We start from the raw sequence: 25807 nt of genomic DNA, 5'->3' as shown, positions 1-25807 counted from the left end.
GTCAAGCGTTTATTTCGCTGTCTTCTCGCTGACCCGGCGGCTTGTCAGTCGTTGTTCCCGGTCAGTGGAGGCGCATTATAGGGAGTTCTCGGCAGGCCGCAACCCCTAAATGCAAAAAACTTTTCAAACGCGGATTTTTTCAGCAAAAGGGCGAAAAAGCGACGAATTTATGTCACTTTTTCAGGCAAACAGCCATAAAAGCTGGCGATCACTGGAGTAAAATAGAAATAACGATGTCAGTAAGGACCCGCAGCCATGCCGTTAAATGCACAACAACAGGCCGCCCAACGCAATCTTTCTTATCTGCTTGCAGAGAAACTTGGCCAACAAATTCTGGCGGGCGATTATCAGGCCGGCAGCATCCTGCCCGGTGAAATGGAACTGGGCGAGCAATTCGGCGTCAGCCGCACCGCAGTACGCGAAGCGGTAAAGATGTTAGCCGCCAAAGGCATGCTGCTACCGCGCCCGCGCATCGGCACCCGCGTGATGCCGCAGAGCCAATGGAATTTCCTCGATCAGGATTTACTGACCTGGTGGATGACGCGGGAAAACTTCGATCAGGTGATGCAACACTTCCTTATCCTGCGTACCTCGCTGGAGCCGCAGGCCTGCGCGTTGGCGGCAAACCACGCCAGCCCGCAGCAAACCAAGCTGCTGGCGGAGCTGATGGCGGAAATGCGCGCGCTGCATACCCAGTTTGATCGCGAGCGTTGGATCCAGGTCGATACCCAATTCCACCAGCTCATCTACGAAGCCAGCGGCAACCCGTTCCTGACCTCGTTCGCCAACCTGTTCAGCTCGGTGTACCAAAGCTACTTCCGCGCCATCACCGGCAATGAAGTGATCAAGCTGCGCCATCATCAGGCTATCGTCGATGCGATACTCGCCGGAGACAGCGCCGGCGCGCTCGTCGCCTGCCAGATACTGCTGAAAGAGAAAGACTAGACACGCTCCCCGCTTATATATAGAAGAAAGAGACGAGGGACAGACGACCATTTAACCAGGACCGACCATGACCCAATCCGCGCGCAGTATGGCAGGACTTCCGTGGATCGCCGCAATGGCGTTCTTTATGCAGGCGCTGGACGCCACTATCCTCAATACCGCGCTGCCGGCGATCGCCCAAAGCCTGGGGCGTTCGCCGCTGGCGATGCAATCGGCCGTCATCAGCTACACGCTGACGGTGGCGATGCTGATCCCGGTCAGCGGCTGGCTGGCGGACCGCTTCGGCACCCGGCGCGTGTTCATCTTCGCCGTCACGTTATTCACCCTCGGCTCGCTGCTGTGCGCTCTGTCCCCTACGCTGAGCGCGCTGGTCGCCTCTCGCGTGCTGCAGGGCATCGGCGGCGCGATGATGATGCCGGTCGCGCGATTGGCGCTGCTGCGCGCCTACCCGCGCAGCGAACTGCTGCCGGTGCTGAACTTCGTCACCATGCCCGGCCTGGTCGGGCCGATTCTGGGGCCGCTGCTGGGCGGCTGGCTGGTCACCTACGCCACCTGGCACTGGATTTTCCTGATCAATATCCCTATCGGCCTGCTCGGCATCTTCTATGCACGTAAATACATGCCGGACTTCACCACGCCCAAGCGCCGCTTCGACTTCCTTGGCTTTATGCTGTTCGGCCTGAGCCTGGTGCTGATCTCTACCGGGCTGGAACTGTTTGGCGAGCGGGTACTGGCGAGCTACGTTTCGCTGGGCATTCTGCTCAGCGGCTTCGTGATGCTGTTCGGCTACATCGCGCACGCCCGCCGTCATCCTCAGCCGCTGATCGGTCTCGACCTGTTCAAAACCCGCACTTTCTCGGTCGGCATCGCCGGCAACGTCGCCTCCAGGCTGGGCACCGGCTGCGTGCCGTTTTTAATGCCGCTCATGCTGCAGGTGGGATTCGGCTACACGGCGATCGTCGCCGGCTGCATGATGGCACCGACCGCCATCGGTTCGCTGATGGCGAAATCCACCGTCACTCAGGTGCTGCGCTGGTTCGGCTACCGTAAAACGCTGGTCGGCATCACCGTCATCATCGGGGTGCTGATCGCCCAGTTCGCCCTGCAAAGCCCGGGCATGCCGCTGTGGCTGATGATCCTGCCGCTGTTCGTGCTGGGTATGGCGATGTCCACCCAGTTCACCGCCATGAACACCATCAGCCTGGCGGATTTGAACGACGCCAACGCCAGCGCCGGCAACAGCGTCCTGGCGGTCACCCAGCAGCTGTCCATCAGCTTCGGCGTGGCGATCAGCGCGGCGGTGCTGCGTTTTTACGAATCTCTGTCGTTAGGCACCATGATCGACCACTTCCATTACACCTTTATCACCATGGGGATCGTCACCGTGGCGTCGGCGCTGGTGTTTATGTTGCTGAGAAGGAAGGATGGCCGCAATTTGATCAGCGGCCAGGAAAGCAAGAAAGAAGCGAAGGCGGCGAGTTAACGGCGGCCCACCGAGGCGCGTTCCACCAGCTCGGGCGTCAGCACCAGCACCTGGGGGGCGCGCTCCGGGTTTTGCAGGCGATTGATCAGCGCATCGATCGCCAGTTCGCCCAGCGAATCCTTCGGCTGATGAATGGTGCTCAGCGGCGGCGCCAGATAGCGCGCCAGCTCAATGTCATCGTAGCCCATCACCGCCATATCCTGCGGCACGGAGAGCCCGGCCTGATACAGCGCCTGATAAACGCCCACCGCCACCGCGTCGTTGCCGGCGAACACCGCATGCGGCGGCTCGTCCAGCGCCAGCAGTTGGCGCATGGCGTTCACGCCGCCCTCAAACTCAAAATCGCAGTGCACTTCATACCCTGGCGGAACCGGCAATCCGGCGCGCCGCATCGCGTTGCGATAGCCTTCCAGCCGGTGACGGGCGGTGGTTTTATCCTGCGGGCCGGCGATGCAGGCGATCTTGCGGTAGCCGCGGGCGATCAGATGATCGGTCGCCATCTCGCCGCCCAGCAGCGAGTTATCCTGAATAATGTCGTTGGCGCCCTCGAACGGCGCCCAGTCCATCATCACGATCGGCAATGACGGGTAGCGGCTCAGGGCATCTTGCGATGGCCGGTGGTTTTCGGTGCACATCAGCAGCAAACCGTCGACGCGCTTTTGCAGCAGCGTCTCCATGCTGCGGTTCATGCGCGCGGCGTCTTCTTCGGTATTGCACAGGATTAAACTGTAGCCGCGTTCATAGCAGCTGCGCTCCACGCCGCGCACCACTTCGGCATAAAACGGGTTGTTGCTGGCGGTCACCAGCATGCCGATGGTGCGCGTCTGATTGAGCTTCAGGCTGCGCGCCAGCGCGGAAGGCGCATAGTTCAGCTGTTCCACGGCCGCCATGACCTTGTCGCGCACGCTGTCGCTGACAAAGCGATTGTTGTTGACCACATGCGAAACGGTAGAGGTTGAAACGCCCGCCAGGCGGGCGACATCTTTCATGGTGGCCAAAGGATCACCCCTGCTGCTGCAAGAAGGCGTCGATATCTTCACGCCACGGCACCGAAGGCTGCGCGCCAGGGCGGGTCACGGCGATCGCCGCCGCCGCATGGGCGAAACGCACCGCGTCGGCCATGGCCTTGCCTTCCAACAGGGCAGTGACCAGCGCACCGTTAAAGGTATCGCCGGCGGCGATGGTATCCACCGCTTGCACCTTGAAGCCGGGCACCCGTTTGCCGTTGCCGTTTTCGCTCAGCCACACGCCGCGGCTGCCGAGGGTGATGATCACCGTCGCGATGCCCTTGTCGTGCAGCGCCTGCGCCGCACGCGCCGCATCGGCGTCGTTGTCCACGGCGATGCCGGTCAGGCGCTGGGCTTCGGTTTCATTCGGGGTAATCATATCGATCATGCCCAGCAGCTCCTCCGGCAGCTCACGCGCCGGGGCCGGGTTGAGGATCACTTGCGTGTGATGCTGCTTCGCCAGGCGGGCGGCGGCGATCACCGTCTCCAGCGGCGACTCCAGCTGCATCAGCAAAGCGTCGGCATCGATCACTTTTTGTTGGTAGCGCGCCAGGTAATCCGGCGTCACCGCCGCGTTGGCGCCGGCATCGATGCCAATCACGTTCTCGCCTTCGGCGTTGACGAAGATCAGCGCCACGCCGGTGGTGCTGCCGGTGATGGCTTCAATCGGTTGGGTATCAATGCGATCGCTCGCCAGCTGCCGGCGGACACGTTCGCCAATGTCGTCGGCGCCCACGCAGGCGATAAAGGCGATCTCCGCCCCGCTGCGCCCGGCCGCCACCGCCTGATTCGCGCCCTTGCCGCCAAACGCCACCTTATACTGTTTCCCGATCACCGTTTCGCCCGGGTGGGGGAAGTGTTCAATATTGAGGATATGGTCGGCATTGATGCTGCCAAGAACCACCAGCTTACCTGTTTCCATCGCATTGATTCCTGAATTGCGCGCCATCGTAAACGCCCCGTTCCGATGGCGCTGGTATGACTTATTTAGTGACCAGTTTCAAATCGACCGGGATGGTCGCCGGCGCTTTTTCGCCTTTCAGCACTTTATCGGCGGTTTCCACACCGATCACGCCGATCTGATCGGGACGCTGCGCCACGGTCGCCGCCAGCTTGCCGCCTTCAACCGCTTTTACACCGTCGGCGGTGCCGTCGAAGCCTACCACGATCACGTCGGTTTTACCGGCGGTTTGCAGCGCGCGCAGCGCACCCAGCGCCATTTCATCGTTCTGGGCGAACACCGCCTGTACGTCCGGGTGCGCGGTCAGTAGGTTCTGCATCACGTTCAGGCCCTTGGTGCGATCGAAATCGGCCGGCTGGCTGGCCAACAGTTTGAATTTATTCTGATCAAGCGACTGCTTGAAGCCTTCACCGCGTTCACGCGCGGCGGAAGTGCCGGCGATGCCTTCCAGCTGAATCACCTTGGCATCGGCGCCTACTTTCTTGGCGATGAAGTCGCCGGCCATTTTACCGCCCACGCGGTTGTCCGAAGCGATGTGACTCACCACCTCGCCCTTGCTCGCCACGCGGTCCAGCGTGATGACCGGGATCTTAGCCTGGTTGGCCATCTTGATGGCGTTGCCCACCGCATCGGAGTCGGTCGGGTTGATCAGCAGCAGCTTGGGTGCGCGCACCATCAGATCCTGCACGTTGGCCAGCTCTTTCGCCGGGTTGTTCTGGGAATCCAGCACCACCAGGTTGTAGCCCAGCTTGTTGGCCTCTTGCTGCGCGCCATCTTTCATCGAGACGAAGAACGGGTTGTTGAGGGTGGACACCACCAGCGCGATGGTGTCTTTGGCCATGGCATTGGCGCTCAGGGTGGCGCTCAGCGCGATGGCGGAGGCTAAGGTTGCCAGTTTTTTCATTTTCATCATCGTGATTCCTGTAGGGGGAGGTTACTTGTTGCTTTTGTTATCTACCAGAACCGCCAGCAGTATCACCACTGCCTTCACGATCATTTGGTAGTAGGAAGAAACACCCAGTAAATTCAGGCCGTTGTTCAGGAAGCCGAGGATCAGCGCCCCGATCAACGTGCCGACGATGCGGCCCTTGCCGCCGGCCAGGCTGGTGCCGCCCAGCACCACGGCGGCGATGGCGTCCAGCTCATAGCCGGTGCCGGCGGTCGGCTGCGCCGACGACAGGCGCGCCACTTCGATCACCCCGGCCAGCGCCGCCAGCAGGCCGCACAGCGAGTAGACGATAATCTTCACCTTATCGACGCTGATGCCGGACAGGCGGGTTGCCGCTTCGTTGCCGCCCAGGGCATAAATATAGCGGCCCAGGCGCGTATGGTGCAGCATATACCAGGCGGCGATGAACACGATTGCCATGATCCAGATCGGCGTAGGCACGCCCAGCGGGCGGCCGATGCCGAACCAGCCGAAGGTGTCGGCCACGTCGGTGAAACCGGTGTTGACCGGGCTGCCGTTGGTGTACACCATGGTGACGCCGCGCAGCAGCAGCATCATCACCAGCGTGGCGATAAAGGCCTGCACTTTGCCTTTGGCGACGATCACCCCGGTGCAGGCGCCAACCGCGGCGCCCAGCGCCAATGCCGCCGCCACCGCCACCAGCGCGTTGACCTCAAAACCGACGATCGACGCCGCCACCGCGCCGGTCAGCGCCAGCAGCGATCCCACCGACAGATCGATGCCGGACGTAAGGATCACCAGCGTCATCCCCACCGCCATGATGGCGTTCACCGAGGTTTGCTGCAGAATATTGAACAGATTGTTCAGGGTGAAGAAGTTCGGGCTCATGGAAGAGACCACGGCGATCAGCACCAGCAGCGCAATCAACGACTTCTGCTCTAACAGCCACTCTTTACTGAACCAGCGCTTGGCTGCGATAGTCTGGGAACTCATATCTGATTACTCCTGCTTTACGCCGTATTGCTTGCCGACGGCTGCCGCCATCAACGCTTCCTGGGTGGCCTGTTCAATCGGGAACTCGCCGCTGAGATGCCCTTCGTGCATCACCAGAATGCGATCGCTCATGCCCATCACCTCCGGCATCTCCGAAGACACCAGAATGATGCTCAGCCCTTCCTGCTTGAACTGGTTGATTAACTGATAGATCTCTTTTTTGGCGCCGACGTCGACGCCGCGCGTCGGCTCATCGAGGATCAGCACCTTCGGCCGAGTCATCAGGCCGCGGGCGATCGCCACTTTTTGCTGATTGCCGCCGGAAAGCAGACCGATCGGCTGTTCCATCGACGGCGTTTTGATATTGAACAGCCGGATGAAATCCCCCACCGCCTGCCGCTCGTCGGCCTGTTTCAGGCTGCCGTCGGCGCGGCTGAAGTAGCGCAGCGCGGTCAGCGACATGTTTTCCTTCACCGACATGCCCAGCACCAGGCCGTCGCGCTTGCGGTCTTCCGAGATATAGACGATGCCGTTCGCCAACCCGTCCTGCGGCGAATGGGTGACCACCTCGCGGCCGTCCAGGCTGACGGTGCCGGCCTTGCGCGGCGCGGCGCCGTACAGGATCTTCATCAGTTCGGTGCGCCCGGCGCCCATCAGCCCGGCCACGCCGAGGATCTCGCCGCGATACAGCGTAAAACTGACGTCCTCAACGCCGGGGCCGGAAAGGTGGCTGACTTCCAACCGTTTTTCCCCGCGCGGCAAATCAAGGCGCGGGTATTGCTCTTCCAGCTTGCGGCCGACCATCATCTCAATCAGCGAATCTTCCTGCAGCTCGCTCACCGGCCGCTCAGCGATAAACTGCCCGTCGCGGAACACGGTCACGTCGTCGCAGATTTCAAAAATCTCTTTCAGGCGGTGCGAGATATAAACGATGCCGCGCCCTTCGGCCTTCAGCTCGTTGATCACTTTGAACAGCGAGGCGGTTTCGGTGTCGGTCAGCGCGTCGGTCGGTTCGTCCATGATGATCACTTTCGATTCGAAGCTCAGCACCTTGGCGATCTCCACCATCTGCTGATCGCCGATCGACAGCTCGCCCACCAGCCGGTGGCTGCTGTAGCGCAGGTTGAGGCGCGCCAGCAAGCGATCGGCCTCGGCGTACATACGCTTCCAGTCAATGCGGCCGAAACGGTTGACGAACTCGCGGCCGAGGAAGATGTTTTCCGCAATCGTCAGCTGCGGGATCAGGTTCAGCTCCTGATGGATAATGCCGATGCCCGCTTCCTGCGAATCTTTAGGCCCGTTGAACGCCACCTCGTTACCGAGAAAATACTGACTGCCGGCGTCTTTCTGGTAGATGCCGGTCAGCACTTTCATCATGGTGGACTTCCCGGCGCCGTTTTCCCCCACCAGCGCCATCACCTTGCCGGGATAAACGCTGAGGGCGGCGCCGGAAAGCGCCTTCACGCCGGGAAAGGCTTTATCAATCCCTTTCAGTTGCAGTAAAGGTTGCATAAACGCCTCAGAAAGTTACGCCGGCGCACAGGATCAGGTTCGCGTAAGGCGAACACTCCCCGCTGCGGATCACCGCCCGGCTGTGCTCGGTTTGCGCTTTAAACGCCTGATGGCTGATATAACGCACGCTGATGGTATTGCCCTGGCGTTGGCCCAGTGCGGTCAGTTCAGCCAACAGTGCCTCGTGGAGCGACGGATTCTGTTTCACGATCTCTTCCGCCAGGATGGCGCTTTCTACCTGCATCTCTTGCGTGACCGCCGCGAACACCTGCATGAAGGTCGGCACGCCCTGCGTCAGCGCCAGATCGATGCGCTGCGTCGCCGCCGGTATCGGCAGGCCCGCGTCGCACAGGGTGAGCTGGTCGGTATGCCCCAACCGGGCAATCACGGCAGACACGTCGGAATTCAGTAATACGCCTTTTTTCATCTTCTCACTCCGCTAGCGAAACGTTTCGCTCTCTGGGGGAGTTTAAAAAAACGGCAGGGGAAGGCAACCGGGACAATGCAGAAGTGTGATCGCTATCGAAACGTTTCGTTCACGCACGGACAATGCGCAAACAAAAGGGGCTCAGCCATGCTGAGCCCCTGTCAGGCGGGTTAGATCTCGACCTGCGTGCCGAGCTCGATGACCCGGTTCGGCGGGATCTCAAACTGATCCGGCGCGCGCAGCGCGTTGCGGCTCAGGGCGACGAACAGCTTGCCGCGCAGGTAGAGGTACCACGGCCGCTTGGTGAGGATCAGCGATTCATGGGACATGAAGAACGAGGTCTCCGACATGCGGCACGGCAACCCTTCCAGCCCGCAGCGGTGGAACACCTCCTCGACGTTCGGCGTTTCCCGCCAGCCGTAGCTGGCCACTACCCGCCAGAAGGTCGGCGACAGCTGTTCGATGGTCACCCGACGCACGTTGTGCACGTAAGGCGCATCCTCGGTGCGCAGCGTCAGCAGCACCACGCGCTCATGCAGCACCTTGTTGTGCTTCAGGTTGTGCAGCAGCGCAAAAGGAATGACGTTAGTGGCGCGCGACAGGAACACCGCGGTACCCGGCACCCGCACCGGTGGCGATTTCTCCAGCGAGGCGATCATCGCCTCCAGCGAGTTGCCGTGTTCATGCAGGCGGCGCAGCAGGCGGAAGCGCTCGCTCTTCCAGGTGGTCATAATGATAAACATCACCAGCGCCAAGGTCAGCGGCAACCAGCCGCCGGAGAACAGCTTCAGGGCATTGGCGGAGAACATCGGCACGTCGATGATCAGCAAGATGGCAGCGATGCCGAGCGCCAGGAAGCGATTCCAGTGCCAGTTGTTGATCGCCACCGAGGTGACCAGAATGCTGGTCAGCACCATGGTGCCGGTGACGGCGATGCCGTACGCCGCCGCCAGGTTGCTGGAGTGTTCGAAACCGACAATCACCAGCACCACCGAGATGTACAGCGTCCAGTTGATCACCGGAATGTAGATCTGGCCGGATTCCATTTCCGAGGTGTGAATAATGCGCATCGGCGACAGATAGCCCAGGCGCACCGCCTGGCGGGTCAGCGAGAAGACGCCGGAAATCACCGCCTGCGAAGCGATAACCGTCGCCAGGGTCGCCAGAATCAGCAGCGGGATCAGCGCCCAGTCGGGTGCCAGCAGGAAGAACGGGTTTTTGATCGCCTCAGGGTTTTTCAGCAGCAGCGCGCCCTGGCCGAAGTAGTTGAGCACCAGCGAAGGCAGCACCACGGTGAACCAGGCCAGGCGAATCGGGAACTTGCCGAAGTGCCCCATATCGGCATACAGCGCCTCGACGCCGGTGATCGACAGCACCACCGCCCCCAGCGCAAAGAACGACACCTTCTTATATTCCATGAAGAAGTTGAGCGCCCATTTGGGGTTCAGCGCCTGCAGCACTTCCGGGTTCGAAATGATGCTGCGCGCGCCCAGCACCGCCAACACGATGAACCACAGCAGCATCACCGGGGCGAACAGCTTGCCAACGCTGCCGGTGCCGTGCTTTTGGATAACGAACAGCAGCGTCAGCACCAGAATGGAGAGCGGCACGATATAGGCATCGAGCGCAGGCGCGGCGATTTCCAGCCCCTCTATCGCCGACATCACCGAGATAGCCGGGGTGATCACCACCTCGCCATAGAAGAAGCTGCCGCCGATCAGGCCCAGTATCACCAGCACCGCGGTGGTGCGCGCCGAAGTGTTGCGCCCGGCCAGCGACATCAGCGTCAGAATGCCGCCCTCGCCGGCGTTGTCCGCGCGCATCACGTAGGTGAGATATTTGAGGGAAACGATCACGATCAGCATCCAGAAAATCAGCGACAGGAAGCCGAAAACCACGTCTGGACGAACATCGAAGCCGTAATGGCCGGAGAAACACTCTCTCAACGTATAGAGAGGGCTGGTGCCGATATCACCGTAGACCACGCCGATGGCCGCCAGGGTTACCGCCGATAAGGACTGCTTATGCTCTGCGCTCATAATTCGTTTCTTTATCAGAACATCCGTTAGCGATGCATCCGCATCAGGCAAAATACGGGCTCAAAGATCCGTCACGCCCACCAGAAAGCCGCACAGTATGCACCATTTATACGGCTTGCCTACCCTTATATCAGAGCCGAAAAATAAACAAAATGTGAACCGGATATCCGGCTCAACTTAGAAAAATATTACTAATCAACAAGCTATACCACTAAAAATAATGGTGGTTTATCATCGGATTATCGACCAAGATTGGCTAACTCTCGGACAATGCGACAATTATATGACGCCATCATCCCTTCTGGCAGAACGAATTTCCCGCCTCAGCAGCGCGCTGGAGAGCGGTCTTTATGAGCGGCAAGAAGCGATTCGCCTGTGCCTGCTGGCGGCGCTGAGCGGCGAAAGCGTATTCCTGCTCGGCCCGCCCGGCATCGCCAAGAGCCTGATCGCGCGCCGGCTGAAGTTTGCCTTCCGCAACGCCCGCTCCTTTGAATACCTGATGACGCGCTTTTCCACGCCGGAAGAGGTCTTCGGCCCGCTCTCCATTCAGGCGCTGAAAGATGAGGGGCGCTATCAGCGCCTGACCGCCGGCTACCTGCCGGAAGCGGAGATCGTGTTTCTGGACGAGATCTGGAAGGCCGGCCCGGCGATCCTCAACACCCTGCTGACGGCGATCAACGAACGGCGCTTTCGCAACGGCAACAGCGAAGAACCGATCCCGCTGCGCCTGCTGGTCACCGCCTCCAACGAACTGCCCGAAGCGGACAACAGCCTCGAAGCCTTATATGACCGCATGCTGATCCGCCTGTGGCTGGATAAGGTGCAGGATAAGCAGAATTTCCGCTCGCTGCTGGTCAACCGCCAGAGCGAAAGCCAAAACCCGGTGCCGGCGGCGCTGAGCGTCAGCGACGAAGAGTTTCTGCAGTGGCAGCCGCAGATCGATAAGGTGGCGCTGCCGGAAGCCTGCTTTGAGCTGATTTTCCAGCTGCGCCAGCGGCTGGACGCGCTGGAACAGGCGCCGTACGTCTCTGACCGACGCTGGAAAAAAGCCCTGCGCCTGCTGCAGGCCTGCGCCTTCTTCAGCGGGCGCGACGCCATCGCCCCGCTCGACCTGATGCTGCTGAAAGACTGCCTGTGGCACGATCTCACCTCGCTGAAGCTGCTGCAACAGCAGATCGATCAGCTGCTGACCGAATCGGCCTACCAGCAACAGTCGATGCTGATCCAACTGCAACAAATCCACACCCGCTGGCTGCAGGATCAGCAGCAACAAAGCGACCGGCAGGCCATCAGCCTGGTGAAAAAGGGCGGCATGTTCAGCCGTAAACCGCAATACGCACCGGCCACGCCGTTCGCCGGCGGCACCCTCACCCTGTTGCTGCAAAAGCCGCTGCAGCTGCATGACATTCAGGTCAACCATCTGAGCATCGAAAGCAGCGTGCTGGACAACTGGCTGCAAAAAGGCGGCGATGTGCGCGCCAAGCTGAACGGCATCGGCTTCGCGCAGCCGATCGATTTGGAGGTCGACGACCAACTGCACCTGACGGTGCTGGACGTCAGCCGCCAGCCGTCGCTGCTGGCGCTGCCAGGCAAACAGGCCACCGCCACGCCGCAGGCGCTGCTGGACGAAATGGACGCGTTGGCCCAACGCCTGGCGGAGCAGCGCCGCGCCTTCAGCCAACATCAGCCCTGTCTGTTCACACCCGCCGCCGGCCTGGCCAAGATCGAAGCCAGTCTGCTGCAGGTGGCGGAGCAGGTTAAACAGCAACTGCAGCAAATGCGCGGCCAGTAACCATGCTCAGTCTGGAGACGCTCGATCTGCTGCTGGCGATCGCCGAAGGCGAAATGATCGAGGAGATGATCGTCGGCATGCTGGCGGCGCCGCAGCTGTCGGTGTTCTTTAAAAAGTTTCCGGCCCTTCGCCGGGCGCTGGATCGCGATCTGCCACGCTGGAAACTGCAGCTCAAGGAGCGTCTGCAGGAAGCCATGGTGCCGCCGGCGCTGGCGCAGGAATTTTACCGCTACCAACAGTGCCAGCTGGAGAACAACACCCAGTTCTATCACAACCTCAACGACACGATGGAGCTGCTGCGCCAGCTGGTCTCGCCGTTTTATGAACAGGCGCGCGCGCTGGTGGACGCCGCCGATCTGCCCAATCATCCGCTGGACGACAGCTTCCAAACCCTGTTCCTGCAGCGCTGGCGCATCAGCCTGACGCTGCAGGCCACCATGCTGCACCACCAGTTGCTGGAACAGGAGCGCGAGCAACTGATGGCGGAACTACAGGAGCGACTGGCGCTGAGCGGCGCGCTGGAGCCGCTGCTGTCGGAAAACGACACCGCCGCCGGCAGGCTGTGGGACATGAGCAAAGGCCAGCTACAGCGCGGCGATTACCAGCGGCTGGTGGAGTACGGCAACTTTTTGCAGCAGCAGCCGGAGCTGAAAAAGCTGGCGCAGCAGTTGGGCCGCAGCTATCAGGCCAAGGCGGTGCAGCAACAGGACGCGCAGCCGGAGCCGTTCAGGGTGATGGTGCAGGTGCCGGCCACGCTACCGGAAGAAGTGAGCGGCATTCATCAGAGCGACGACATCCTGCGCTTGCTGCCGCCGGAGCTGGCGACGCTGGGCATTGAAGAGCTGGAGTTCGAATTTTATCGCCGCCTGCTGGAAAAGCGACTGCTGAGCTACCGCCTGCAGGGCGACGTCTGGCAGGAGCAGATCCTGATCCGCCAGGTCACCCACCAGCAGCAGGATCAACAGCCGCGCGGGCCGTTTATCGTCTGCGTGGACACCTCAGGATCGATGGGCGGCTTCAACGAACAGTGCGCCAAGGCGTTCTGCCTGGCGCTGCTGCGCATTGCGCTGGCGGACAACCGCCGTTGCTACATCATGCTGTTCGCCAACCAGATCGTGCATTACGAGCTCACCGCCGCCAGCGGCATCGAACAGGCGGTGCGCTTTCTCGGCCAGCAGTTTCGCGGCGGCACCGATCTGGCGGCCTGCCTGAACGCCACCGTCACCAAAATGGCGGAGAGCGGCTGGTTCGACGCCGATGCGGTGATCATTTCCGATTTTATCGCTCAGCGGTTGCCGGAGGAGGTAATAAAGAAGGTGAAACAGCAGCAGCAAAGCCACCAGCAGCGTTTCCATGCGGTGGCGATGTCCGCCTACGGCAAACCCGGCATCATGCGCATCTTCGATCATATCTGGCGCTTCGATACCGGGCTGAAAAGCCGTTTGATGCGCCGCTGGCGGCGCTAGGCGGGATCAGAGCAGGCCTTCGACCGCCCCGCGCACTTCCGGCGACCACACGCCGCACTGCACCTGGCCGATATGCGACAGTTGCAGCAGCAACATCACCAAGCGCGACTGACCGATGCCGCCGCCGATAGTCTGCGGCATATCGCCGCGCAGCAGCGACTGGTGCCACTCCAGCTTCATGCGCTCTTCATCGCCGGTCAGCGCCAGCTGACGTTTCAGCGCGGCGGCGTCGACGCGGATGCCCATAGAGGACAGCTCGAAAGCGTCCTGCAGCACCGGGTTCCACACCACGATATCGCCGTTCAGGCCCGCCAGGCCATCCGCCGCCGGGGTGGTCCAATCATCATAATCCGGTGCCCGCACATCGTGCGATTTGCCGTGCGACAGCTTGCCGCCGATGCCGATCAGGAACACTGCGCCCAGCTCTTTGGCGATCGCCCGCTCGCGCCCTTTGGCGTCCAGATCCGGGTAACGCTGCAGCAGGGTTTCGCTGTGCACAAAGTGGATCTGTTCCGGCAGGAACGGGGTCAGACCATGCTCGCGGCTGACTTCCGCCTCCGTCGCCTTGATGGCGGCGTAAATGCTGCGCACGGTGCTTTTCAGGTAGTCCAGGCTGCGCTCACCGTCGCCCATCACCCGCTCCCAATCCCACTGATCGACGTACACCGAGTGGATAGGCGTCAGGCGATCTTCATCCGGGCGCAGCGCCTTCATATGGGTGTACAGGCCTTCGCCGGCGCCGAAATCGTAGCTGCCCAGGGTTTTGCGTTTCCATTTCGCCAATGAATGCACCACTTCGAAGGTGGCGTCCGGCAGGGTTTTCACCTTAACCTGCACCGCTTTCTCGCTGCCGGAGAGGTTATCCTGCGTGCCGTCGCCCAGACGGCTGAGGATCGGCGCCTGCACTTCGATCAGGCCAAGCTGTTGCTCCAGCTGGCGGGAGAAGAAGGATTTGACCTGGCTGATTTGTTGTTGTTTTTGGATAAACTGTTTTTTCATTGCCGTATCTCTTGTAAACCTGTCTCTGTTGCCAACGATTAAGCAACAAAACGACACGTCAATTCAATATCCATTAATCAATATTGCCTTTTCACTTTTAATCGTTCATTTTTATCCGGACAGAATTCAACAATCGTTAATTAATGGGGGATTAAATGGCGGAAATTTATCAGATCGATAATCTCGATCGCGGCATCCTCAACGCTCTGATGGACAACGCGCGCACGCCGTACGCCGAACTGGCGAAAAACTTTGCCGTCAGCCCCGGCACCATTCATGTGCGGGTAGAGAAGATGAAACAGGCCGGGATCATCACCGGCGCGCGCATCGACGTCAGCCCCAAACAGCTGGGCTACGATGTGTGCTGCTTTATCGGCATCATATTAAAGAGCGCCAAGGACTACCCTTCGGCGCTGAAAAAGCTGGAAAGCCTGGAGGAAGTGGTGGAAGCCTATTACACCACCGGCCACTACAGCGTCTTTATCAAGGTGATGTGCCGATCGATCGACGCACTGCAGCAGGTACTTATCAACAAGATCCAGACCATCGACGAGATCCAGTCTACCGAAACGCTGATCTCGCTGCAGAACCCCATTATGCGCACCATCGTGCCGTAACCCGCCAAATTGCATACCCACATTATCCACAGGTAGATCCCAGCCGATTCACAGCGTACAATGCAGCCACTTTGAGTGAGAAGGTTGGGATCGTTGGTTCATGGCAGACATTACTCTGATCAGTGGCAGTACGCTTGGCAGCGCCGAATACGTGGCTGAACATTTGGCTGAAAAGCTGGAAGACGCGGGTTTCTCTACCGAGATGCTGCACGGCCCTGAACTGGATGAACTGCCGTTGACCGGCCGCTGGCTGGTGGTCTCTTCCACGCACGGCGCCGGCGAACTGCCGGATAACCTTCAGCCGCTGCTGGAGCAGATCGCCGAACAACAGCCAGATCTTTCCGAGGTGCAGTTCGGTGCCGTCGGTTTGGGCAGTTCGGAATACGACATCTTCTGCGGCGCGATCAAACAGATCGACGATCTGCTGATCGCCAGAGGCGCGAAAAGGATCGGCGATCGTCTCGAGATCGACGTGACCGAGCATGAAATTCCCGAGGATCCGGCCGAGGAATGGGTAAAAAACTGGATTAATTTACTCTAATTTGTCTAAAGATCGCGCGAACGATTGTGGATAACTAAGCTTAAAAGCAGGGTAAAAGCCGTAGTTATCCAAATAACAACCGTAGGTCGCTTTTTGTCCTGTGTATAACAAGCCTTTTAGATCCCAGCTTATCTGCGTCGGGATCACCGATCATTCACAGCAAACGATCCTCCTTAATCTGCTGATCTTCTTCGTGAATAGTTACTTATCCACAGAGGATCGCGATCCTAATAAGAGATCTAATAAAGAGATCTTTAAATAAAAAAGATCTTCTTTTAATTACCGACGATCCTGACCGCTTGGTCGATCGTCTAAACTTGAGTAGAATCCCCCACCCCAGGGCAAATACGATCGTTCGCAATACGGCGAGGTGCAGTTCCATGTTTTATCCAGATCAATTTGACGTCATCATCATCGGTGGTGGCCATGCAGGTACCGAGGCCGCCATGGCCGCGGCGCGCATGGGGCGTCAGACTTTATTATTGACACACAATATCGATACGCTGGGACAGATGTCCTGTAACCCGGCGATTGGCGGTATTGGTAAAGGGCATCTGGTTAAGGAAATTGATGCACTCGGCGGCCTGATGGCCACGGCGATCGATCATGCCGGCATCCAGTTTAGGATACTAAACGCCAGCAAAGGCCCTGCCGTTCGCGCTACTCGCGCGCAGGCGGATCGCGTGCTGTATCGCCTGGCGATCCGCACCGCGTTGGAGAACCAGCCCAACCTGATGATCTTCCAACAGCCGGTTGAGGATCTGATCGTCGAAAACGATCGCGTAGTGGGCGCCGTCACCCAAATGGGCCTGAAATTCCGCGCCAAAGCGGTGGTATTGACCGTCGGCACCTTCCTGGACGGCAAGATCCATATCGGCCTGGAGAATTACAGCGGCGGCCGCGCCGGGGATCCTCCTTCGATCTCGCTGTCGCAGCGTTTGCGTGAGCTGCCGCTGCGCGTCAACCGCTTGAAAACCGGTACGCCGCCGCGCATCGACGCCCGCACTATCGATTTCAGCGTACTGGCGCCACAACACGGCGATACGCCGGTGCCGGTATTCTCGTTCCTGGGCGATGCCAGCCAGCACCCGGAACAAATGGCGTGCTACATCACCCACACCAATGAAAAAACCCATGACGTGATCCGCAATAACCTCGATCGCAGCCCGATGTATGCCGGGATCATCGAAGGGATCGGCCCACGTTACTGCCCGTCGATCGAAGACAAGGTCATGCGCTTTGCCGATCGCAACGCGCACCAGATCTTCCTCGAACCGGAAGGCCTGACCAGCAACGAAATTTACCCTAACGGCATTTCCACCAGCCTGCCGTTCGACGTGCAGATGCAGATCGTCCGTTCGATGGAAGGGATGCAGAACGCGCGTATTATTCGCCCTGGTTATGCCATCGAGTACGATTTCTTCGATCCGCGCGATCTGAAGCCGACGCTGGAAAGCAAATTCATTCAGGGGCTGTTCTTCGCCGGCCAGATCAACGGCACCACCGGGTATGAAGAAGCCGCTGCGCAGGGCCTGTTGGCCGGCCTGAACGCCGGGCGCTTCGCTGACGAACAGGAAGGCTGGGCGCCACGTCGCGATCAGGCCTACCTGGGTGTGCTGGTGGACGATCTCAGCACCCTCGGCACCAAAGAACCGTACCGCATGTTTACCTCGCGCGCCGAGTATCGTCTGATGCTGCGCGAAGACAACGCCGATCTCCGCCTGACGGAAAAAGGCCGTGAACTCGGCCTGGTGGACGACGTGCGTTGGGCGCGTTACAGCGAGAAGCTGGAGCGAATCGAACGCGAACGTCAGCGCCTGCGCGACATCTGGATGCACCCGCACGCCGAGAACGTCGAACAGGTCAATGCGCTGCTGAAGGCGCCGCTGTCGCGCGAAGCGAACGGCGAAGAGCTGCTGCGCCGCCCGGAGATGGATTACGCGCAGTTGACCGGCACCGAGGCCTTCGCGCCGCCGCTGGACGACGTACAAGCCGCCGAACAGGTCGAGATCCAGGTCAAATACGAAGGCTACATCGCTCGCCAGCAGGAAGAGATCGAAAAACAACAGCGCAACGAGAACACCGTGCTGCCGTTGGATCTCGACTACCGTCAGGTTTCTGGGCTGTCGAACGAGGTGATCGCCAAGCTGAACGATCACAAACCGAACTCCATCGGCCAGGCTTCGCGCATCTCCGGCATTACGCCGGCGGCGATCTCGATTTTGCTGATCTGGCTGAAAAAGCAGGGACTGCTGCGCCGCAGCGCATAAATCCCGCATCCAGGCGGCCGTTTGCTCATCCCGTAGCCAAACGGCCGCTGACATCACTTGCGCCCTGAATTATCATAGGCGCCTCATTGCGCCAGCTAACCATCCGCTGGTCGTTCAGCGCCTGCCAAAGGATCCGTTGTGCAAAAAAAATTAGACTCGCTGCTCGCGGCAGCAGGCATTGAGCTGCCCGATCAGCAGAAACAGCAGCTGCTGGGCTATGTCGGCATGCTGGATAAGTGGAACAAGGCTTATAACCTCACGTCGGTGCGCGATCCGCAGCAAATGCTGGTGCGCCACATCCTCGACAGCATCGTGGTCAACCCGCATCTGCAGGGCTCGCGTTTTATCGATGTCGGCACCGGCCCCGGCTTGCCGGGCATTCCGCTGGCGATCGTGCGCCCGGACGCGCATTTCACGCTGCTCGACAGCCTGGGCAAGCGCGTGCGTTTCCTGCGTCAGGTGCAACATGAGCTGGGCCTGAACAATATCGAGCCGGTGCAGAGCCGCGTTGAGGAGTTTCCGGCCGAGCCACCGTTCGACGGCGTGATCAGCCGCGCGTTCGCTTCGCTGCAGGATATGTTGTCTTGGTGCCATCACCTGCCGGCGAAAGGGCAGGGGCGTTTTTACGCGTTGAAAGGCGTGCGCCCGGATGAAGAGCTGACGCAGCTGCCGGCGGGCGTTAGCCTGGAATCCATCGTGCGGCTGCAGGTGCCTGAACTGGAAGGCGAACGCCATCTGGTGATTCTTAAGGCAAACTGAGTTTGCTTTTGATCAAACAAGCGTGAATTAAAGGCAGTACCAGGCAGAAAGATAAGCAGGCTAATTAGTTGGTCGCTTTTTTTAGTTAATTTACTTTCTATTAACACAAAAAACGCGGCTAATTAGCGACAATAGAGTAATTGCATTTGGAAATAGTCACGTTAGCAATCATGTGCGAAAGACTGGCGTTTGCTGCTAATGTTAATTGGCTGTTGGAATATTGCCCTGCGGCTTGTCAATAAAAGGTTTTCGTCGGGTATACGGATTGTTTTTGAACAGTTAACTGATAATGTTTTGATTTATATAATCTTTTGATCGCTCAAATTGCTAAAGACGGTTTGGTTGACCATCGGCTATAAATCAGGAAGGGACATTACTGTGATCGGCTTCGCGTTTCTAAACGCAACGCTGGAATAATCAGACAATTAAATGCGCCCTATTATTCCGACCGTTTTCTTGTGAAAATAGGCTGGAATAGGGAAATTTAAATAATTGTTCACCTTTTCGCTACTTATCGATTGAATTCGTTGGTATGCCCCGTATAATTTGCTCGTTTTTTGCTGCTTGACTCTGGACAGCAAAAACAGTTGTATACGTCACTCAGCATACCCCCTCTGGGGTACGGAGAGAACAAACGTCATGTCTGTGTCCCTTTACAGCGGGAAAGTCGCACGCAAACTGCTGTTTTTGCAGTTAATGACTTTTGTTCTGATCAGCGTTGCTTTCTGGCTGAAAAGCCCGGAATGGAGCGCTTCGGCGCTGGCAGGCGGTCTCGCCGCCTGGTTGCCGAGTGCAATGTTTATGCTGTTTGCCTTGCGCCATCAGGCGCAAACGCCGGCGCCCGGTAGGGTTGCCTGGTCGTTCGCCATCGGCGAGGGGCTAAAGGTCGTGATCACCATCGTTTTGCTGATCGTGGCGCTGGGGGTGTTCAAGGCGGAGTTTATACCGCTTGGCCTGACCTATTTAGCGGTGTTAGTGGTGCAGATAGTGGCACCGGCCGTGATTAACAGTTACCGAACTTAACTAAATAAGGGTAAGAGGCATCATGTCTGCAGGAGAAGTCTTGACTCCACAGGAGTATATCGGTCACCACCTGACGCAGCTTCAGGTCGGGACTGGGTTTTGGTCGATTAACCTCGACTCGATGTTTTTCTCCGTCGTCCTCGGGGCGCTCTTCCTGGTGATCTTCCGCAAAGTGGCCAAAAACGCCACCAGCGGCGTGCCGGGTAAACTGCAAACCGCCGTGGAGCTGGTGGTCGGTTTCGTCGACAGCAGCGTGCGCGACATGTACCACGGCAAGAGCAAGGTCATTGCGCCGTTGGCACTGACCGTGTTCGTCTGGGTGTTCCTGATGAACCTGATGGACCTCATCCCGGTTGACTTCCTGCCTTATCTCGGCACCCACGTTCTCGGTCTGCCTGCGCTGCGCGTCGTGCCTACCGCCGACGTGAACGTCACGCTGTCTATGGCGCTGGGCGTGTTTATCCTGATTCTGTTCTATAGCATCAAAATGAAAGGCGTTGGCGGGTTCGTTAAAGAGTTGACCATGCAGCCGTTCAACCACCCTGTATTCATTCCTATCAACCTGATTCTTGAAGGTGTCAGCCTGCTGTCCAAACCTGTTTCACTGGGTCTGCGACTGTTCGGCAACATGTATGCGGGTGAGTTGATCTTCATCCTGATTGCCGGCCTGTTGCCGTGGTGGTCACAGTGGGTCCTGAGCTTGCCTTGGGCTATCTTCCACATCCTGATCATTACGCTTCAAGCCTTTATTTTCATGGTTCTGACGATCGTCTATCTGTCGATGGCGTCTGAAGAGCACTGATTTTCTTAAAACACTTGCACTTTTAAACTGAAACAAACTGGAGACTGTCATGGAAAACCTGAGTATGGATCTGCTGTACATGGCTGCCGCTGTGATGATGGGTTTAGCGGCAATCGGTGCTGCGATCGGTATCGGCATCCTGGGTGGTAAATTCTTGGAAGGCGCTGCTCGTCAGCCTGACCTGATTCCTCTGCTGCGTACACAGTTCTTTATCGTTATGGGTCTGGTCGACGCCATCCCGATGATCGCTGTAGGTCTGGGTCTGTACGTGATGTTCGCCGTCGCGTAAGTAGAGCAACCCTCTACGACGTAACCAAACTATTAACTTTTAAAGAGGCATTGTGCTGTGAATCTTAACGCAACAATCCTCGGCCAGGCCATCGCGTTCGTTCTGTTTGTCTGGTTCTGCATGAAGTACGTATGGCCGCCGATCATGGCTGCCATCGAGAAACGTCAGAAAGAAATCGCTGACGGCCTCGCTTCTGCAGAGCGTGCCAAAAAAGATCTGGACTTAGCGCAAGCCAATGCGACCGACCAGCTGAAAACTGCTAAAGCAGAAGCTCAGGTGATCATCGAGCAAGCGAACAAACGCAAAGCTCAGATCATGGATGAAGCGAAAGCCGAAGCCGAGCAGGAACGTAACAAAATCGTGGCGCAGGCTCAGGCTGAGATCGAAGCCGAACGTAAGCGCGCTCGTGAAGAGTTGCGTAAGCAAGTCGCGATGCTGGCAATTGCCGGCGCCGAGAAGATCATCGAACGTTCCGTGGATGAAGCTGCTAACAGCGACATCGTTGATAAACTGGTCGCTGAACTGTAAGGAGGGAGGGGCTGATGTCTGAATTTGTCACTGTAGCTCGCCCCTACGCCAAAGCAGCTTTTGACTTTGCCGTTGAGCACCAAAGCGTAGAGCGCTGGCAGGAAATGCTGGCGTTTGCGGCTGAAGTCACTCGCAATGAACAGATTTCTGAACTGCTGTCTGGCGCGGTCGCGCCAGAAACGCTGTCCAGGACGTTCATCGCGGTTTGTGGCGATCGGCTCGACGAACATGGCCAGAACTTTATCCGCGTAATGGCCGAAAATGGACGTTTACTGGTTCTTCCTGCCGTGCTGCAGCAGTTCATCGAACTGCGCGCCTCGCTGGAATCCACCGTCGAAGTCGAAGTGCTCTCTGCGAGCGCGCTGAGCGACGAACAGCAGGCGAAAATCGCCGCTGCGATGGAAAAACGTCTGTCACGCAAAGTTAAGCTGAATTGCAAAATTGACAAGTCTGTACTGGCCGGCATCGTTGTTCGCGCCGGCGATATGGTGATTGATGGCAGCGTTCGCGGTCGTCTTGAACGCCTGACAGACGTCTTGCAGTCTTAAGGGGACTGGAGCATGCAACTGAATTCCACCGAAATCAGCGAACTGATCAAGCAGCGCATTGCTCAGTTCAATGTAGTGAGCGAAGCTCACAATGAAGGTACTATCGTTTCCGTCAGCGACGGGATCATCCGCGTACACGGCCTGGCCGACGTTATGCAGGGCGAAATGATCGCGCTGCCTGGCAACCGTTACGCAATCGCATTGAACCTGGAGCGCGACTCCGTCGGTGCCGTGGTTATGGGTCCGTACGCGGATCTGGCCGAAGGCATGAAGGTTAAATGCACCGGCCGTATCCTGGAAGTTCCAGTCGGTCGTGGTCTGCTGGGCCGCGTAGTTAACACCCTGGGCGCGCCAATCGACGGCAAAGGCCCGATTGAGAACGACGGTTTCTCTCCGGTAGAAGCTATCGCGCCAGGCGTTATCGAGCGTCAATCCGTTGATCAGCCGGTTCAGACTGGCTACAAATCCGTTGACGCCATGATTCCAATCGGCCGTGGCCAGCGTGAGCTGGTGATCGGTGACCGTCAGACCGGTAAAACCGCGCTGGCGATCGATGCGATCATCAACCAACGCGACTCCGGCATCAAATGCGTTTACGTGGCTATCGGCCAGAAAGCGTCCACCATCGCTAACGTGGTGCGCAAACTGGAAGAGCACGGCGCACTGGCCAACACCATCGTGGTTGTGGCGACCGCTTCCGAATCCGCTGCACTGCAATACCTGGCGCCATACGCCGGTTGCGCAATGGGCGAATACTTCCGTGACCGCGGTGAAGATGCGCTGATCGTGTACGATGACCTGTCCAAACAGGCCGTTGCTTACCGCCAGATTTCCCTGCTGCTTCGTCGTCCGCCAGGTCGTGAAGCTTACCCAGGCGACGTATTCTACCTGCACTCCCGCTTGCTGGAGCGTGCAGCGCGCGTTAACGCCGAATACGTTGAAGCCTTCACCAAAGGTGAAGTTAAAGGCCAAACCGGTTCACTGACCGCTCTGCCGATCATTGAAACCCAGGCGGGTGACGTTTCCGCGTTCGTTCCGACCAACGTAATCTCGATTACCGATGGTCAGATCTTCCTGGAATCCAACCTGTTCAACTCCGGTATTCGTCCGGCAGTTAACCCGGGTATCTCCGTATCCCGTGTTGGTGGCGCCGCGCAGACCAAGATCATGAAGAAACTGTCCGGCGGTATCCGTACCGCGCTGGCGCAGTATCGTGAACTGGCTGCGTTCTCCCAGTTCGCATCCGATCTGGACGACGCGACCCGCAAACAGCTGAGCCACGGTCAGAAAGTGACCGAGCTGCTGAAACAGAAACAGTATGCGCCGATGTCGGTCGCACAACAGTCTCTGGTGCTGTTTGCCGCAGAACGCGGTTACCTGAACGACGTCGAAGTCGCCAAAGTGGTGAGCTTCGAAGCCGCGCTGGTCGCCTATGCGGACCGCGAGCACGCCGAGCTGCTGAACCACATCAACCAAACTGGCAACTTCAATGATGAGATCGAGGGCAAGTTGAAAGACATCCTCGAGACCTTCAAGAAAACCCAGTCCTGGTAACGCCGAACGGTCCTGCTGTTGAAAGACAGCAGGCCGTCTGGCACTGAGGAGAAGCAGAGATGGCCGGCGCAAAAGAGATACGTAGTAAGATCGCTAGCGTGCAAAACACGCAAAAGATCACTAAAGCGATGGAAATGGTCGCCGCCTCCAAAATGCGTAAATCGCAGGATCGCATGGCGGCCAGCCGTCCTTATGCAGAGACCATGCGCAAAGTGATTGGTCACCTTGCGTTAGGGAATCTGGAGTACAAGCACCCGTACCTGGATGAGCGTGACGTTAAGCGCGTCGGGTATCTGGTGGTGTCTACTGACCGTGGTCTCTGCGGCGGCTTGAACATCAACCTGTTCAAAAAGCTGCTGGCGGAGATGAAAGCCTGGTCCGAAAAAGGCGTCGAAACCGATTTGGCGCTGATTGGCTCTAAAGCGGCCTCTTTCTTTGGTTCCGTGGGCGGCAACGTGGTTGCCCAGGTGACCGGCATGGGGGACAAACCTTCCCTGTCGGATCTGATCGGGCCGGTGAAAGTGATGCTGCAGGCCTACGACGAAGGTCGTTTGGACAAGCTGTACATTGTCAGCAACAAATTTGTTAATACGATGTCCCAAGAGCCGCAGGTGCTTCAGCTGCTGCCGTTACCGCCAGCCGATGACGAAGAGCTGAAGAAAACGCCTTGGGATTACCTGTATGAACCCGATCCAAAAGTGCTGCTTGATACCTTGCTGCGCCGCTATGTGGAGTCGCAGGTTTATCAGGGCGTCGTGGAAAACCTGGCCAGCGAGCAGGCCGCACGAATGGTCGCGATGAAAGCCGCAACCGATAACGGCGGTAGCCTGATCAAAGAGCTGCAGTTGGTATACAACAAGGCGCGTCAGGCCAGCATCACTCAGGAACTCACCGAGATCGTTTCGGGAGCCTCCGCGGTTTAAGCTAGGTTTACGAATTACGTAGAGGATTCAAGATGGCTACTGGAAAGATTATCCAGGTAATCGGCGCCGTGGTGGACGTCGAGTTCCCTCAGGATGCCGTACCGAAAGTGTACGACGCCCTTGAGGTAGAAAACGGCACCGAAAAACTGGTGTTGGAAGTTCAGCAACAGCTGGGCGGTGGCGTGGTTCGCTGTATCGCAATGGGGACCTCCGATGGTCTGCGTCGCGGTCTGAAAGTGAACAACCTGGACCACCCGATTGAAGTGCCGGTGGGTAAAGCTACCCTGGGCCGTATCATGAACGTATTGGGTCAACCGATCGACATGAAAGGCGACATCGGCGAAGAAGAGCGTTGGGCGATTCACCGCGCGGCGCCAAGCTACGAAGAGCTGTCCAGCTCCCAGGAACTGCTGGAAACCGGTATCAAGGTAATGGACCTGATTTGTCCGTTCGCCAAGGGCGGTAAAGTCGGTCTGTTCGGTGGTGCGGGCGTGGGTAAAACCGTAAACATGATGGAGCTGATCCGTAACATCGCGATCGAGCACTCCGGTTATTCCGTGTTTGCGGGCGTGGGCGAGCGTACTCGTGAGGGTAACGACTTCTACCACGAAATGACCGACTCCAACGTTCTGGACAAAGTATCCCTGGTTTACGGCCAGATGAACGAGCCACCAGGTAACCGTCTGCGCGTTGCGCTGACCGGCCTGACCATGGCGGAGAAATTCCGTGACGAAGGCCGTGACGTTCTGCTGTTCGTTGACAACATCTACCGTTACACCCTGGCCGGTACCGAAGTGTCCGCACTTCTGGGCCGTATGCCATCCGCGGTAGGTTATCAGCCAACGCTGGCGGAAGAGATGGGCGTTCTGCAAGAACGTATCACCTCGACCAAGACCGGTTCCATCACTTCCGTACAGGCCGTTTACGTTCCTGCGGATGACTTGACTGACCCGTCACCAGCCACCACCTTTGCGCACTTGGACGCAACCGTGGTACTGAGCCGTAACATCGCTTCTCTGGGTATCTACCCGGCCGTTGACCCGCTGGATTCCACCAGCCGTCAGCTGGATCCGCTGGTTGTTGGCCAGGAGCACTACGACGTAGCGCGTGGCGTGCAGTCCATTCTGCAACGCTACCAGGAACTGAAAGATATCATCGCGATCTTGGGTATGGACGAGCTGTCTGAAGAAGACAAACTGGTCGTATCCCGTGCGCGTAAGATCCAACGCTTCCTGTCTCAGCCGTTCTTCGTGGCAGAAGTCTTCACCGGTTCTCCGGGCAAGTTCGTATCGCTGAAAGACACCATCCGTGGTTTCAAAGGCATTATGGACGGCGACTATGACCACCTGCCGGAGCAGGCGTTCTACATGGTTGGCACCATTGAAGAAGCAGTGGAAAAAGCCAAGAAACTGTAACGCC

24 protein-coding genes are annotated in these 25807 nt (G+C 58.3%); 16 read left to right on the top strand and 8 right to left on the bottom strand.

Going from position 1 to position 25807, the window contains the following annotated elements:
* Positions 1–255 precede the first annotated feature (255 nt).
* Both ABTW55_RS10565 and mdtD read left to right on the top strand, forming a co-directional pair.
* Entirely contained in the window at positions 256–945 is a 690-nt protein-coding gene (locus ABTW55_RS10565) for a FadR/GntR family transcriptional regulator (protein WP_033653941.1), read from the top strand.
* A gap of 67 nt (positions 946–1012) precedes the next feature.
* Positions 1013–2428 carry a multidrug transporter subunit MdtD gene (gene mdtD / locus ABTW55_RS10560; RefSeq protein ID WP_025160302.1) on the top strand — a complete coding sequence of 472 codons (1416 nt, stop codon included), beginning with the start codon at positions 1013–1015 and terminating at the stop codon, positions 2426–2428.
* Here mdtD and rbsR read toward each other — a convergent pair.
* From rbsR to kup, 7 genes are all read right to left on the bottom strand, one after another.
* Positions 2425–3426, bottom strand: a complete 1002-nt coding sequence (rbsR, locus tag ABTW55_RS10555; RefSeq protein ID WP_025160301.1) for a ribose operon transcriptional repressor RbsR — start codon at positions 3424–3426, stop codon at positions 2425–2427. The two genes, mdtD and rbsR, sit on opposite strands and share 4 nt — an antisense overlap.
* A gap of 4 nt (positions 3427–3430) precedes the next feature.
* Complete coding sequence (rbsK, locus tag ABTW55_RS10550) at positions 3431–4357, bottom strand: ribokinase (protein ID WP_060423533.1); 927 nt, start codon at positions 4355–4357, stop codon at positions 3431–3433.
* A 61-nt stretch (positions 4358–4418) separates the two neighbouring features.
* The gene (rbsB, locus tag ABTW55_RS10545) at positions 4419–5306 is read right to left on the bottom strand and encodes a ribose ABC transporter substrate-binding protein RbsB (protein WP_060423541.1); all 888 of its coding nucleotides are present in this window, start codon (positions 5304–5306) and stop codon (positions 4419–4421) included.
* Between the two features lie 24 nt (positions 5307–5330).
* The gene (gene rbsC, locus ABTW55_RS10540; RefSeq protein WP_019455467.1) at positions 5331–6299 is read right to left on the bottom strand and encodes a ribose ABC transporter permease; all 969 of its coding nucleotides are present in this window, start codon (positions 6297–6299) and stop codon (positions 5331–5333) included.
* Positions 6300–6305: 6 nt separating this feature from the next.
* Positions 6306–7811 carry a ribose ABC transporter ATP-binding protein RbsA gene (gene rbsA, locus ABTW55_RS10535; protein ID WP_033636505.1) on the bottom strand — a complete coding sequence of 502 codons (1506 nt, stop codon included), beginning with the start codon at positions 7809–7811 and terminating at the stop codon, positions 6306–6308.
* A gap of 7 nt (positions 7812–7818) precedes the next feature.
* Positions 7819–8238, bottom strand: a complete 420-nt coding sequence (rbsD, locus tag ABTW55_RS10530; protein WP_033649571.1) for a D-ribose pyranase — start codon at positions 8236–8238, stop codon at positions 7819–7821.
* Between the two features lie 170 nt (positions 8239–8408).
* Complete coding sequence (kup, locus tag ABTW55_RS10525) at positions 8409–10277, bottom strand: low affinity potassium transporter Kup (protein ID WP_033636508.1); 1869 nt, start codon at positions 10275–10277, stop codon at positions 8409–8411.
* Between the two features lie 283 nt (positions 10278–10560).
* Between kup and ravA the strand changes: the two genes are divergently transcribed.
* Together ravA and viaA are read left to right on the top strand one after the other, a co-directional pair.
* The gene (ravA, locus tag ABTW55_RS10520; protein ID WP_086556989.1) at positions 10561–12069 is read left to right on the top strand and encodes an ATPase RavA; all 1509 of its coding nucleotides are present in this window, start codon (positions 10561–10563) and stop codon (positions 12067–12069) included.
* A gap of 2 nt (positions 12070–12071) precedes the next feature.
* Positions 12072–13535 carry an ATPase RavA stimulator ViaA gene (gene viaA / locus ABTW55_RS10515; RefSeq protein ID WP_033649569.1) on the top strand — a complete coding sequence of 488 codons (1464 nt, stop codon included), beginning with the start codon at positions 12072–12074 and terminating at the stop codon, positions 13533–13535.
* Positions 13536–13541: 6 nt separating this feature from the next.
* Here the strand turns inward: viaA and asnA are convergent, their stop codons facing one another.
* On the bottom strand, positions 13542–14534 hold the full coding sequence (gene asnA / locus ABTW55_RS10510) for an aspartate--ammonia ligase (protein WP_033636511.1): 993 nt from the start codon (positions 14532–14534) through the stop codon (positions 13542–13544).
* 155 nt (positions 14535–14689) lie between these two features.
* Here asnA and asnC point away from each other — a divergent pair, with 155 nt between their 5' ends.
* The 12 genes from asnC to atpD all read left to right on the top strand — a co-directional run bounded on the left by asnC (position 14690) and on the right by atpD (position 25803).
* The gene (gene asnC, locus ABTW55_RS10505) at positions 14690–15151 is read left to right on the top strand and encodes a transcriptional regulator AsnC (RefSeq protein WP_004933786.1); all 462 of its coding nucleotides are present in this window, start codon (positions 14690–14692) and stop codon (positions 15149–15151) included.
* A 100-nt stretch (positions 15152–15251) separates the two neighbouring features.
* Positions 15252–15692, top strand: a complete 441-nt coding sequence (gene mioC / locus ABTW55_RS10500) for an FMN-binding protein MioC (protein ID WP_033649568.1) — start codon at positions 15252–15254, stop codon at positions 15690–15692.
* 380 nt (positions 15693–16072) lie between these two features.
* Positions 16073–17962 (top strand): tRNA uridine-5-carboxymethylaminomethyl(34) synthesis enzyme MnmG, encoded by a 1890-nt coding sequence (gene mnmG, locus ABTW55_RS10495; protein WP_060423530.1) that lies wholly within the window; start codon positions 16073–16075, stop codon positions 17960–17962.
* A 138-nt stretch (positions 17963–18100) separates the two neighbouring features.
* Positions 18101–18721 (top strand): 16S rRNA (guanine(527)-N(7))-methyltransferase RsmG, encoded by a 621-nt coding sequence (gene rsmG / locus ABTW55_RS10490; RefSeq protein ID WP_047729585.1) that lies wholly within the window; start codon positions 18101–18103, stop codon positions 18719–18721.
* A gap of 639 nt (positions 18722–19360) precedes the next feature.
* Positions 19361–19744: a F0F1 ATP synthase subunit I gene (atpI, locus tag ABTW55_RS10485; RefSeq protein ID WP_004933796.1), complete on the top strand. Its 384-nt coding sequence runs from the start codon at positions 19361–19363 to the stop codon at positions 19742–19744.
* Positions 19745–19766: 22 nt separating this feature from the next.
* The gene (gene atpB, locus ABTW55_RS10480; RefSeq protein ID WP_025160299.1) at positions 19767–20546 is read left to right on the top strand and encodes a F0F1 ATP synthase subunit A; all 780 of its coding nucleotides are present in this window, start codon (positions 19767–19769) and stop codon (positions 20544–20546) included.
* A 49-nt stretch (positions 20547–20595) separates the two neighbouring features.
* Positions 20596–20835, top strand: a complete 240-nt coding sequence (gene atpE, locus ABTW55_RS10475) for a F0F1 ATP synthase subunit C (RefSeq protein WP_004093904.1) — start codon at positions 20596–20598, stop codon at positions 20833–20835.
* Between the two features lie 57 nt (positions 20836–20892).
* Positions 20893–21363 (top strand): F0F1 ATP synthase subunit B, encoded by a 471-nt coding sequence (gene atpF, locus ABTW55_RS10470; RefSeq protein WP_004933804.1) that lies wholly within the window; start codon positions 20893–20895, stop codon positions 21361–21363.
* A 14-nt stretch (positions 21364–21377) separates the two neighbouring features.
* Positions 21378–21911: a F0F1 ATP synthase subunit delta gene (atpH, locus tag ABTW55_RS10465; protein ID WP_033636515.1), complete on the top strand. Its 534-nt coding sequence runs from the start codon at positions 21378–21380 to the stop codon at positions 21909–21911.
* A 12-nt stretch (positions 21912–21923) separates the two neighbouring features.
* Positions 21924–23465: a F0F1 ATP synthase subunit alpha gene (gene atpA / locus ABTW55_RS10460; RefSeq protein WP_033636516.1), complete on the top strand. Its 1542-nt coding sequence runs from the start codon at positions 21924–21926 to the stop codon at positions 23463–23465.
* 59 nt (positions 23466–23524) lie between these two features.
* Positions 23525–24388: a F0F1 ATP synthase subunit gamma gene (gene atpG, locus ABTW55_RS10455; RefSeq protein ID WP_004933811.1), complete on the top strand. Its 864-nt coding sequence runs from the start codon at positions 23525–23527 to the stop codon at positions 24386–24388.
* A 32-nt stretch (positions 24389–24420) separates the two neighbouring features.
* Entirely contained in the window at positions 24421–25803 is a 1383-nt protein-coding gene (gene atpD / locus ABTW55_RS10450) for a F0F1 ATP synthase subunit beta (protein WP_004933813.1), read from the top strand.
* Positions 25804–25807: the final 4 nt, after the last annotated feature.

The sequence above is a fragment of the Serratia sp. SM04 genome, assembly GCF_040280225.1.
Classification (GTDB): Bacteria; Pseudomonadota; Gammaproteobacteria; order Enterobacterales; family Enterobacteriaceae; genus Serratia; species Serratia sarumanii.
Note: the sequence above shows the minus strand (reverse complement) of the source record. Positions and strands in the feature narration are given on the sequence as shown.